7 protein-coding genes and 1 riboswitch are annotated in these 12407 nt (G+C 53.0%); of the genes, 3 read left to right on the top strand and 4 right to left on the bottom strand.

Going from position 1 to position 12407, the window contains the following annotated elements; genetic code table 11:
- Nucleotides 1-242 precede the first annotated feature (242 nt).
- From PXG97_RS08775 to lysA, 3 genes are all read left to right on the top strand, one after another.
- Entirely contained in the window at nt 243-4580 is a 4338-nt protein-coding gene (locus PXG97_RS08775) for a T9SS type A sorting domain-containing protein (RefSeq protein ID WP_276497385.1), read from the top strand.
- Nucleotides 4581-4730: 150 nt separating this feature from the next.
- Nucleotides 4731-6050, top strand: coding sequence for an aspartate kinase (locus PXG97_RS08780; RefSeq protein WP_276497386.1), 1320 nt, complete (start codon nt 4731-4733; stop codon nt 6048-6050).
- The gene (gene lysA, locus PXG97_RS08785) at nt 6028-7197 is read left to right on the top strand and encodes a diaminopimelate decarboxylase (RefSeq protein WP_276497387.1); all 1170 of its coding nucleotides are present in this window, start codon (nt 6028-6030) and stop codon (nt 7195-7197) included. Before PXG97_RS08780 ends, lysA begins: the two co-directional genes overlap by 23 nt.
- A 67-nt stretch (nt 7198-7264) precedes the next feature.
- Here lysA and PXG97_RS08790 read toward each other — a convergent pair whose 3' ends face one another.
- From PXG97_RS08790 to PXG97_RS08805, 4 genes are all read right to left on the bottom strand, one after another.
- Nucleotides 7265-7789, bottom strand: a complete 525-nt coding sequence (locus PXG97_RS08790; protein WP_276497388.1) for a hypothetical protein — start codon at nt 7787-7789, stop codon at nt 7265-7267.
- Nucleotides 7790-8156: 367 nt separating this feature from the next.
- The gene (locus tag PXG97_RS08795) at nt 8157-9416 is read right to left on the bottom strand and encodes a homoserine dehydrogenase (RefSeq protein ID WP_276497389.1); all 1260 of its coding nucleotides are present in this window, start codon (nt 9414-9416) and stop codon (nt 8157-8159) included.
- On the bottom strand, nt 9397-10458 hold the full coding sequence (gene metX / locus PXG97_RS08800; protein WP_276497390.1) for a homoserine O-acetyltransferase MetX: 1062 nt from the start codon (nt 10456-10458) through the stop codon (nt 9397-9399). Before metX ends, PXG97_RS08795 begins: the two co-directional genes overlap by 20 nt.
- Nucleotides 10459-10466: 8 nt before the next feature.
- On the bottom strand, nt 10467-11789 hold the full coding sequence (locus PXG97_RS08805) for an O-acetylhomoserine aminocarboxypropyltransferase/cysteine synthase family protein (protein WP_276497391.1): 1323 nt from the start codon (nt 11787-11789) through the stop codon (nt 10467-10469).
- A 297-nt stretch (nt 11790-12086) separates the two neighbouring features.
- Nucleotides 12087-12196: riboswitch (SAM riboswitch) on the bottom strand.
- Nucleotides 12197-12407: the final 211 nt, after the last annotated feature.

Consider the following 12407-nt stretch of genomic DNA (forward strand, 5'->3'; position numbering starts at 1 on the left):
TAAATATCACACAACTTCTGTACACCCAAGTACATCTTTGTGGGTCCTACCCATTACGACACAAGCACCATCAAGCAATTTGATCAAGAATCAAAGCAAACGTTTGCACCTAAAAATCATAAAAGATCACGCATCATAACAAATAGCTTGCCCCTAAACATTAACCTATGAAAGCAACCTTATACCCCAAAAGTGTTTCAGCACTTATACTCTTACTCTGTCTTTTAATGTATTTGCCCACTATGGCACAAACGCCTGGCCTCATTTATAAACCGGCCACAAGTGGGGGCGCCAAAGTACTGGACCCTAACGGAGACGGTTATGTTTCCACATCCCGCTCCGGCTTTAGTGGCACCAACGACGAGGGAGTAAACGTAAGTGAGGTTCCGTATAGACCCTTTCCTGCATTAACCACGGAACCACTCGGGGACCTGAACACCGGCTCCAGTGGTGGGCATACCGACCTGGCTACCCCCTCAAGCACTTCAGCCTTTACCGGCTCTCCAGTTGCGGCTTTCTTCGACGGCACCAACCTGCTGTTCCGCATCAGGCTGGGCAGTTCCTCTACGGCCTCCAAGGGCTACAGCGTACTGATAGACTCCGACGGAAAGTTCGATGGCACCGGCGCTAACCCTGGCTTTGAGTATGAGGTGTTGCTTGCCTCCAACTTTGCCGTGCAGGTTATCAAGCACTCCGGCTCCAGCAGCAGCACAATCTTCACTGGCTCTGTAGATCAGTACTCCCAGCGGGCCGTGGCAGCCTCTGCCTCGGGTGGAAACGCAGATTATTTCTATGATTTCTACGTTCCGCTTACTGCGTTCAATGGAGGAATCACAGCGTCTACGCCGCTACGCATGAGCGGCATTACCATCACCAGTGCGCAAAGTGGCATCACGGGCACCGTCTCTGATGTGGGCGGCGTTAACTTTCAGGCTTATGACTACGATGCGCCTTCGGCCTGGCGTGCGTTGATCGGGGCTTTTCCGGCTACATCATTGAATACCCTGCAGACTTCCGCCTTCCCAGCAATTGCAGCCACGCCTCCTGTTGTGGCTGGCCCAATACTAGCTAACAGCACCTCTATAACAGGCACATCTACTGAGGTCGTGGGCTCTACCATAACCGTTTATAGAAGCGTTGGCGGGGCAACACCTACAGCCATTGGTACAACTACAATAGCTGCAAACGGCACCTGGACATTATCCGGGATATCAAGCACATTACTGAAAGCAGGGGACGTAATTACCGCAACTGTAACGGCAAGCGGTAAAACAGTTTCTTCATCTTCAAACGCGGTTACTGTTACCGCAGGTATCTGCTTGTCTACACCTACTCCAAAGCTTACAAGCGTCACTGGTACAACGGGAAGCAGATACTTGGTGCTTACTCCAAGCTATAGCGGTAACCAAATTATCACGGTCTATAACCTCACAACAGGCACCTCACAAACGACCTCGGTGCTGAACCTCACTGCTGGATCAGCATTCCCAGCATCTTCAAGTGGAGCACCTAGTGCATTTCTTGTTGCTCAAAACAACAATTATGCAATTTCAGCAACTCCAACCGATGCCGCTGGAAACATTACTGGCTGTCAATCCTTACGATCGAACCAACTATGCTATAGTTCGGGGGGTAACTTCACTGTAAACCCTCATACAGTGTCAATCACTGGCGTAACCTACAACAGTGTAACGAACAGCACAAATGCTAACAGCACAACCGAAGTGCCTACAAACCTGAGCTCAGTAACTGTTTCAATAAATTATAACGGAGGCACACAGCCTGGTAACCTAGTACTTTATAGAAATGGAGCCGCCACAAATATCTCAGCACCTTATGCAGTTGGAACGACTACTCTAATCCTAAATGTATCCAGTATTGCCCCTGCATTAGCAATTGGAGATGTACTCAGTGTACGAACCGTACAAACGGCTGGCTGTGCCGGAGCGTCCACTCCTTCTAATTTTTTAACAGTACAGGCTACCACTACTGCTCCAACCATCAATCCTCTTAAATGTGGTTTGGCAACAACCCTTAGCGGTACCTCTACAGAGGCTCCGGGAACAGTTTTGCAATTCTACACCGGTGGCACTGCAGGCGAACGAAACGGTACACTGATTACCCAGAGTGGCACAAGTACGCCTATCACAGCAACAGTAACCAGCACTGGCGCCTGGGCTGTAGATTTATCACCCGCTGCCGGTGGTGGTATTGCGGCCGGATCAGCCATCACAGCAAGAGCCAAAGCACCAGGAAAAGTACGAAGCGTAAACTCCAATATGGTAACCTCTACAGCTGGCCCTACAGGCGTATTAACGGTTAACCCCATTACAGAAGGCTCCACCGAAGTATCTGGTACCGGGCCTGCCAGTGCTGCTGGTGCCAAGGTAACACTGTATATTGAGGGCACGCCTTTCCCCACATCAGTTTTAGTGAGCAGTGATGGTAGCTGGAAAGTTACTGGTATTGATGCACAGGAGCTGTTTGCGGGAGCAAAGGTTTCGGCAACCTATACGCCTGCTAACGGGTGCGAAAGCCCCAGAGCAAGCGCGGTTACAGTAAGCTGCAAGGCCCCAAACTCCTCCTTTACCTTCTCCGCCTCTCCTACTACTATTTGTGGTGGCAGCACGATTACTGTTTCTTTGCAAGGTTCAGAATATGGAATCTCCTATAGACTGTTGGTGAATGGTGCAGAATCGGGTAGCTCTGTACTAGGTACTGGCGGCCCTATTACGTTAACCTCAGGCCCGATCACCAACTATACCGCTACTAACACCAATGCCAACATTACCTACAGAGCCAGAAAAGTAAGCGGAACCGCCTGCGATGCCACACCTACTAACGCGGCAACCATAACAGTGCAACCACAGCCTGTCATAACAGCCCTTACATTTGAAAGTATCAGCCAGGGTGTCTGCGCCAATTCATCTGCAAGTTTCTCACTTAGTGGCACGAACACGAACTATAACTATCAGCTGGTGAACCAGGCGACGAACCAGTTGGTTGGCTCGGCTGTGCAAGGCGCCGCTGGCTCGATCTCTCTATCCACAGGAACTGTTACCACCAACACGGCTTACAGCTTGCGCATCACCTCAAGAACCGGTGGCTCAGGCGCTTGTTCTACCACGTTGCCGAACCAGGTGTCAGTTACGATCATAAGTCCTTCTGTCACCAGGGCTGTATATGCTGAAAGTAGCAAAGTGTGCATAGGTGGCGCAACAACCATTAATGTATCTACAGAGCCTAACAGTAACCTTACCTATACTATATACCGAAGAGTGGGAAGTGAACCAGCTACAGGAGACCCTGTAATTGGCACACTAACAGGTGGTAGCCCTTCTCAGCCCGTAACAACAGGTCCTTTAAATAACACTGGCACTCAGACCTTCTATGTGACAGTTAGGAGCTCAACAGGCTCCTGCGGCACACTGACATTGGTAAACACAGCCCAGGTGGAGGTAAGCGACCAAGCTGCGACAGCTAATGCCGGGAGCGATATGGCGGTGTGCGGTAAAACTGCGGTGCTGCAGGCCAACGCTGTAACGGTAGGCATAGGCACCTGGAGCCAGCAAAGTGGACCTACCACAGCAACCTTCAGCTCTGCAAGCAACCCCAACGCTACGGCACAGAACCTACAGCCTGGCACCTACACCTTCCGCTGGACAGTGACCGTTAACTGCGGAGGCACCACCTCCACGGCCTTTGATGACGTCGTAGTAAATGTGAATTGCGATGCGGCTTATACCCTTGCCGTTCCGCAGTACAGAGATGAATATACTTCCGGCGATATACTGGCCACAGCTGCAGACCCTGACGGCTCCATTACCAGGGCTACTATACTTCAGGGGGCGCTCCCAGCTGGTGTGACAATAAACGTCCAGAACGGCACTATCTCGGTAGCAAGAGCAGATCAACTGGTGGAAGGCACCTACCCGCTAACCATAGAGCTAGTAGATCAATTTAACAAAGCTACCGTCACCAACATTGTACTGCGCATCTACGGTGATTCTCCCGAGGTAGTCCCTCTGCCAGTCGAGCTGGTATACTTCCGGGCAGCTGTGCAGCAACGGCAGGTAGTACTAAGGTGGCTCACTGCATCCGAAGAGGATAACCTGGAGTTTGTTGTGGAGCGAAGCAGCGATGGCAAACAGTTTAGCCCAATTGGCACGGTAGCTGGTGCCGGCACTACTGCCCAGCAACAGCAATACACCTTTACCGACCCCACCCCCTTAGGCTCGGTAAGCTACTACCGGCTGAAGCAGGTGGATAACGACGGAGACTTTGCCTACAGCAAAGTGGTGGCGGTGCGCCTCAGCTCAGAGGCATCAGCACAGCGCCTGAAAGTGTGGCCGAACCCATTTGTGCAGGAAATCAACATCGAGGTTTTTGCTGACGAGGCCGGCGAGGCAAGTATAATCCTTACCGCCCTGCAGGGCCAACGCGTTTACCAAGAAAACATACAACTGGCACCGGGCTTTAACAGGCTTTCCCTGCCCCTAACCAGCCTGCCAAAGGGCATGTACATCCTGCAGCTCCAGAACAATGCTTTAAGTGAGTCCACCAAAGTGGTTAAAAAGTAAAATACATTGCTTATACATATTTAAAAGACCGGCCACAGGTGCCGGTCTTTTATTTTTTGGCCCTAGGTGCATCCGCCTAAAGCAAAGCGAGCTTATTCCGCTGATTTTTACTATTTTTGCAGCTTCATATCACTCATTTTTATCACCTTAATGAAAATACTCAAGTTCGGCGGCACCTCCGTAGGGTCAGCTGAGAGAATGAAGGCGGTAGCCTCGCTCATACGTAACGGTGAGCCTAAAGTGGTGGTGCTTTCGGCCATGTCCGGCACTACCAACGCATTGGTGCAGATTGCAGAAACGCTGTACCAGAACAAGCACGAAGAAGCCAAGGCGCTGATCAAGGCGCTGCACGATAAGTATAAACAGGTGGTAGAGGAACTCTACACCTCCGCAGATAAAAAGAAACAGGCAAACGAGCTGCTGCACCAGCACTTCGATTACATCACGGCCTTTACCCTAGACCTCTTCACCATACACGAGGAGCGCGCGGTGCTGGCGCAGGGAGAGTTGCTGAGCACGGCGCTTTTCCAGTTTTACCTGGAGGAACAGGGCGAGACCTCTGTGTTGCTGCCAGCCCTCAACTTCATGAAGATCGATGAGAACGAGGAGCCGGACACTGCCTACATCGCCCAGCAACTGAAGCAGGAACTGGTGAAGTACCCGGGTGTGGAGCTGTTCATCACGCAGGGCTACATCTGCCGCAATGCCTTTGGCGAGATTGATAACCTGAAGCGCGGTGGCTCCGATTACTCTGCCTCCCTGATAGGCGCTGCCGTGGATGCGGACGAAATCCAGATCTGGACCGACATTGACGGCATGCACAATAACGACCCGCGCATCGTGAAGAACACCTATCCGATTGCAGAGCTGTCGTTTGACGAGGCGGCGGAGCTGGCATACTTCGGTGCCAAGATCCTGCACCCAAGCAGCGTGCAGCCGGCCAAGCAGAAAAACATACCGGTAAAGCTGCTCAACACCATGGCGCCGGAGGCGAAAGGCACCACCATCAGCACCAACACAGAGAGCGGCAAGATCAAGGCTGTGGCGGCCAAGGATGGCATCACGGCCATTAAGATAAAATCAGGACGCATGCTGCTGGCCTATGGCTTCCTGCGCAGCGTGTTTGAGGTGTTTGAGCGGTACAAGACGCCGATCGACATGATCACCACATCAGAGGTGGCTGTGTCTTTAACGATTGATAACGACAGGCATCTGAATGAGATCCTGGCGGAGCTGAAGGAGTTCGGGCAAGTGGAAGTAGACCGTGACCAGACCATTATCTGCGTGGTCGGCGACTTTATCGCTGAGCGCAGTGGTTCCGGGCTGGCTGTTTTTGAGTCGTTGCAGCACATCCCGCTGCGCATGATCTCTTATGGCGGAAGCAAGAACAACATCAGCTTCCTGGTAAGCACAGCCGACAAAGTAGAAGCGCTAACAAAACTGAACGATGGCATCTTTAACAGAAACTAAGTATAAGCTCAACCTTAACCCGGAGCAACTGCAGCAGCACGCTACCCCGCTGTACGTGTACGACATGAACCTGCTGCGCCAGACGCTGCAAAGCGCCCGGCAGGAGGCTGAAAAGTATAATTTTCATGTGCATTACGCCCTGAAGGCCAATGCCAATGCGCCTGTTCTGGATGAGATGCGCCGGCATGGCTTCGGCGCCGACTGCGTGAGCGGCAATGAGGTGAAAGCGGCTATCGAGAATGGCTTCTCCCCAGAGGAGGTCGTGTTTGCCGGTGTGGGAAAATCAGATGCGGAGATAAACTACGCACTGGAGCAGGGTATCTTCTGCTTTAACTGCGAGTCGAAGCATGAGCTGGAGGTGATAAATGAGTTGGCGGAGAAGAAGGACACCGTTGCCCGTGTGGCCCTGCGCATCAACCCGAACGTGAACGCCAACACGCACAAGTACATTACCACCGGGCTGGAGGAGAATAAGTTCGGTATCAACTCCTGGGAGCTGGAGAGCGTGATAGAGCTGCTGCAGCAGCTGAAGCACGTGGCGCTGATCGGCATCCACTTCCACATCGGCTCCCAGATTACGGACCTGACGGTGTTCAAGAACCTGTGCACCCGCGTAAATGAGTTTCAGGAGTGGTTTTTGGCCCGCAACATCGTGTTAGAGCATGTTAATGTAGGTGGTGGCCTGGGTGTGGATTATTACGCACCTGACGAAACGCCTATCCCTGACTTTGCCGCCTACTTTGGGCTGTTCCACCAGTTCCTGGAGCTGCGGCCAGGGCAGCAGGTGCACTTTGAGCTGGGCCGCGCCCTGGTGGCGCAATGCGGTACGCTGGTCTCTAAGGTGCTGTACATCAAGAACGGAGTATCCACAAACTTTGCCATACTGGATGCCGGTATGACGGAGCTGATCCGCCCTGCCCTGTACCAGTCGTATCATAAGATCGAGAACCTGACGAGCCAGAAGCCGGAGGTGCGCTACGACGTGGTAGGCCCTATCTGCGAGTCGAGCGACTGCTTTGGCAAGGCGGTGATGCTGCCCGAGACCAGCCGCGGGGATTTGATCGCGATCCGCACGGCCGGGGCTTACGGTGAGGTGATGGCCTCAGCCTACAACCTACGCGACCGGGCACAGACGATTTACGTGTAGGCAGCACACCTATCAAAGTATAAAAAAAGGCCTGCGTCAATGCAGGCCTTTTTTTATACTTCAGGTTTTAGCGGTATGAGCCGTGGCTTCTCCTTCTGCTATCTGCCAGCGGCACCTCAGAGGTGACGATAAAATCTGGCTCGGCTTGCGCTATCCCGGCCTTGCCTTTTAAATGGTTAGCCAGCTCCAGCGCATTGCCCTTAGAATTCTTGTCCACGCGCACCAGGTAAGTATGCCCACTCAGAGGCATCAATACTTCGGCGTTGTAGTCGGCGGCGAGTGCAGCCAGTGCCTCTTCCATGCCCTCATTTATCGTCACGATGGCCTCATTGCTGATGCCCAGCAAGCCGTCGCCGTTCATGAAGTAAGGTGCCACATACGTAACGGCAGGGTCTTTGGCCAATAGTTCCATGGCCACCTCCACCTGCTTGCAGTTTAATCCGTCTACCAGTTCAATGTTGTGCAGCAACGCTGAGTTAGAGCTTATCTGCCCTTTCTTCCCCTGCACAAATCCGTAGGCGGCTACTACCTCTGCCTCTTCCTCAGCACTCAACCCGCTGGCAAAGGCTACCAACACTTGTTTTGTAAACACTCCGCCTAGGTTTTTCTGTTCGTCGTTATAGTAGTACGTGTAGGTGTCACAGGGGCCATTGCCGGCTTGTACCCTCAGCAGGGTTGGACCAGCCTTTATGTTCCGGATGGGTGAAGCCCCATCCTGTCTGCATGATGACAGTACCATGACTGCCATCAGGAAGGTGAATAAGTGTATAGAAATGCTTCTCATATAGGTACAAATAAAATTCTGTAACAGACTGATTATTTGTACGGTGAGACTTTGACAATAGCTGCAAATTTATTAAATTAAAAATAACTATAGTATAATTTATATATACCTATCCTTTACTATATGTTCTGCTGGCGTGTTCCCGGCAAAATAGAGTGCAAAATCACAGCATCTTTCAGGCTGCCTCTTCCAGTGTGAGGCTTGCTGCGTTTACCACCTGCTCGGCCGACACGTGCGCCGGTAACTGTGCTATAAACGCAATGGTTTGCTTCAGGGCAGGCAAGTATAACAGTAGGTCCTTTCGGCGGATGGTACCCACCAGTTGCCCCACTTTGGCATCGTCCCCGAAGGTGGTCAGTTCGCGCCACGGCAGCTGCGGCAAGAACTCCGGCATGGTGGTGCGCACGTAGATTTTTAGCTCATCCTCCTCCTCTAACGCTACCGGCTTCAGCTCCTCTTCGTCGTTGTACTTAAACTTAGGGTAGTTATACTTGTAGCCAGCCAGTGCCGCCGACACATCGGCCCACACTGCCGAGCCAGTTGGGTGGCTTCCAGCGCCACGGCCTTTCAGGAATTGGTCACCTGCGTAACGGGCCTGCAGTTGCACCCCGTTAAACTCGGCCTCCACAAAGTATAACTCTGAGTCAGGGAACACCAGCGTGGGTAGCACCTGCAGCTGCAGTTTGTTGTTTTTATTCAGTTTAGCTGAGGCCACCAACCGTATGCGTGCACCCAGTGCCTGCGCCAGCGCCACATCCTGCCTGGAAATGTGCTGGATGCCGGACCGCAGCACCTGCTCCGGCTTTATCACGGCCCCAAAGGCGTGCGCGGCAATCAGGCTTATCTTATGCAGCGCATCGTAGCCGCCCACATCCAGTGTCGGGTCGGCCTCGGCAAAGCCAAGCTCCTGCGCCTGTGCCAGCGCCTGGTTGTAAGAAATGCCTTCGCGGTCCAGCTTGGTGAGGATGTAATTAGAAGAACCGTTGAGGATACCGCTCACCTCCTGCAGGGGCTCATTGCCATAGTAGGCCTCCAGCGTCCGGAGAATTGGAATGCTGCCGCACACAGCCGCCTCGTATAGCAACGTACCGCCAAACTCCTGCTGCAGTGCCACCAGCTCCGTCAAATTTTCAGAGATCATCTTCTTGTTGGCAGACACGATGGTCTTGCCCGCCTCCAGCGCCTGCCGCACTATCTGCAGCGCTTCCTTCGGATCACTGATCAGCTCGGCATACAGGTCTATACTCTCGTCCTGCAGCAGCTCCTGCGGGTCGTAGGTAAAACTATGGCTTGGCAGTGTGCGAAGCTTTTCGCGGTCGCGCACGCAGATCCTGGCCAGGTCCAGGTGCGGGTTATCCTGTAGTACATCGTGCAGGCCCTGCCCCACACAGCCAAAGCCGAAAATTCCTATACGTTTAGCGCTCTTGCTTTTCATAGTTTAACTCTTCTACTAATTGTTCTTGTTGATAAAATTGCTGGATGGCCTCTGTCAGTTGGTCCACCTCCACCAGAAAGCCGTCGTGGCCATAGTTGGAGCGGATGAGGTGAAAGGACGAGCCAGCCACATGCTCGTGCAGAAAGCGCTGCTCCTCCACCGGAAACAGTAAGTCCGAGTCCACGCTCACAAACAGGCACTTCGTCTTTACCTGCGCCAGCGCCCGCTCCACGCCTCCCCGGTCGCGGCCCACGTTGTGCGAGTCCATGGCTTTGGAAAGCAGCCAGTAGGTATAGGCGTTAAAGCGCTTTGCCAACTTCTCGCCCTGGTACACTTGGTAGCTGGAGGCCCGGAAGTTATCGGTTATACTATGGCCTGGCTCCTGCTGCGCCTCCTGGTAAGTGTTGTAGTGGCGGTAAGACAGCATGGCAATGGCCCGGGCCGTTTTCATCCCTTCCCTGCCGGCATCCTCTGTGCTGGCGGCCCAACTAGGGTCTTGCCGGATAGCCATGCGCTGGCTCTCGTTAAAGGCAATACCCCACGGCGAGTGGCGCGCGTTGCTGGCCACATGGATTAGCCGCTCAAACACAATTGGCCTGCGCAGTACCCATTCCAGCGCCTGCTGCCCGCCCAGCGAGCTTCCGATCAGGCTGTGCACCCGCTCCAAACCCAGCTCCTGCCGCAGCAGGTCGAAGGCGCTCACAATGTCGCGGTTGGTAAGTTGCGGGAACGTATGGAAGTATGGCTTCAGGGTTTTAGGGTTTACAGACAGCGGCCCCGTGGAGCCGTAGCAACCGCCCAGCGTATTGGCGCACACCACAAACCACTCGCTTGGGTTGTAGAGTTTGCCCTCCCCAAAAAGGTCGCACCACCAGTCGGTAAAATCGGAGCTGCCGGTAAGGGCGTGGCACACCCACACCACATTGCTGCGCTGCGGGTTTAAGGTGCCGTAGGTGGTATAAGCCAGCTGGAAACCCGGTAGCGTAGCCCCGGACTCCAGCTGAAACTCCTGTTGGTAATGAAAAACGTGCTGTTCTGGCATTTTATACTTTAATCTATGGCTAGCTCTGCCGCGTTTACCTTGGCAAAGGCCTGCTCAAAATCTGCTTTTATGTCGTCGAGGTGTTCCAGGCCGGCGGAAACGCGCAGCAAGGTTGGGTCAACGCCGGCGCTTAGCTGCTCGGCATCGCTTAACTGTTGATGGGTGGTAGAGGCTGGATGGATGATGAGCGTTTTGGCGTCGCCCACGTTAGCCAGGTGGCTCACCAGTTGCAGGCTATTCACAAACTTCTCCGCCTGCTCTTTGTCGCCCTTCAGCTTAAAGGATAGCACGCCACCAAAGCCGCGCTTCAGGTACTTCTTGGCCAGCTCATGGTAGGGGCTGCTCTCCAGGCCCGGGTAGTTTACGCTCTCCACCAGCTCGTGCTGCTCCAGCCACTGTGCCAGCGCCAGTGCGTTCTGCACCGTTCTGTCCACCCGCAGCGAGAGTGTTTCCAGCCCTTGCAGCAGCAGGAAAGAGTTGAACGGGCTCAGCGCCGGGCCAAAATCACGCAGGCCTTCCACACGCGCTCTGATAGCAAAGGCAATGTTACCGAACGGGCCGTTCTCCCCGAAAACCTCCCAGAAGTTAAGGCCGTGGTAGCCTTCGGATGGCTCTGAAAACTGCTTGAATTTGCCGTTGCCCCAGTTAAAGTTGCCCCCATCCACAATCACACCGCCGATGCTGGTGCCGTGGCCGCCGATCCATTTGGTCGCAGACTCCACCACCACGTTGGCCCCGTGCTCCAGCGGGCGGAACAGGTAACCGCCGGCCCCAAAGGTATTATCCACCACCAGCGGAATATCATGCTTGCGGGCAAGTGCGGCAATGGCCTCGAAGTCCGGAATATTAAAGCGGGGGTTGCCAATCGTCTCCACGTAAATGGCCTTTGTCTTCTCGTCTATCAGTTTCTCATAGCTGGCTACCTCGTCGTTCTCGGCGAAACGCACCTCAATGCCCAGTCGCTTGAAGGAAACTTTAAACTGGTTATAGGTGCCGCCGTACAGGTAACTGGTCGTCACGAAGTTATCTCCAGCCTCCAGTATGTTGGTGAGCGCCAGGAACTGCGCCGCCTGCCCCGATGCCACGGCCACTGCCGCCGCTCCGCCTTCCAACGCTGCTACACGCTTCTCAAACACATCGGTGGTCGGGTTCATGATACGGGTATAGATGTTACCGAATTCCTTTAGGGCAAACAGGTTGGCCCCGTGCTCAGCATTCTTGAAGGCATAGGAAGTGGTCTGGTAGATAGGCACAGCGCGCGACTGTGTGGTGGGATCTATTTCTTGGCCGGCGTGCAGCTGTAGCGTTTCGAAGTGCAGTGTTTGAGACATGATTATGTTGATTTATAGTATGTAGAAAGAAAAAACATGAATTAACGAAGACAGGTGGTTATGCAGGTATAAGTAGGCTGTAGCAGCAGATCCGGGATCTGCCACTAAGCCATGTATGAAAACAGGAGCGTTATACCTTGATTAGCAGCAACAACAGCTGCACATGACACACATGGACGTGCGTATGACGAAAGCATTAGCAGGAGCTAAAATGCGGTTACGCGACAGTGACTTTTCTGTCGGTGAAACTAATAATACGTGCTGTGTTGGCTTGATTCCCTTTTTCATGACCGTATCAATTTATATTCGTCCGGCACCCTGCCGAACTCAGGAATTAGCACCTTAACACCGATGGTTAGGTTGCTAGCGTTTCACAGAGCCTGTCTCTCCACGCTTCTTTATAAATCAATAACCGCAAAGGGCGTATTGACTTGATGTTGCAAGTATACGGCGCGACTTTTTAAAAAGCCAAACATATCGCTGATATTTTTTGAAAATCAAAAAATATTACCTCTGAATTTCCAGGGCACCTCTTCTACTTCTGTTTGATATACAACAACATACTTAGACACTGACTTGCGTCAATCTTTAGGTTTGTGTCAGGCTAGAGTAGTTTTT

The sequence above is a fragment of the Pontibacter litorisediminis genome (assembly GCF_029360645.1).
Classification (GTDB): Bacteria; Bacteroidota; Bacteroidia; order Cytophagales; family Hymenobacteraceae; genus Pontibacter; species Pontibacter litorisediminis.

Excerpts from the sequence above, each read along its gene's own strand:
- PXG97_RS08775 (WP_276497385.1), top strand. The coding sequence starts at position 243 with ATGGCACAAACGCCTGGCCTCATTTATAAACCGGCCACAAGTGGGGGC.
- PXG97_RS08780 (WP_276497386.1), top strand. The coding sequence starts at position 4,731 with ATGAAAATACTCAAGTTCGGCGGCACCTCCGTAGGGTCAGCTGAGAGA.
- lysA (WP_276497387.1), top strand. The coding sequence starts at position 6,028 with ATGGCATCTTTAACAGAAACTAAGTATAAGCTCAACCTTAACCCGGAG.
- PXG97_RS08795 (WP_276497389.1), bottom strand. The coding sequence starts at position 9,416 with ATGAAAAGCAAGAGCGCTAAACGTATAGGAATTTTCGGCTTTGGCTGT.
- metX (WP_276497390.1), bottom strand. The coding sequence starts at position 10,458 with ATGCCAGAACAGCACGTTTTTCATTACCAACAGGAGTTTCAGCTGGAG.
- PXG97_RS08805 (WP_276497391.1), bottom strand. The coding sequence starts at position 11,789 with ATGTCTCAAACACTGCACTTCGAAACGCTACAGCTGCACGCCGGCCAA.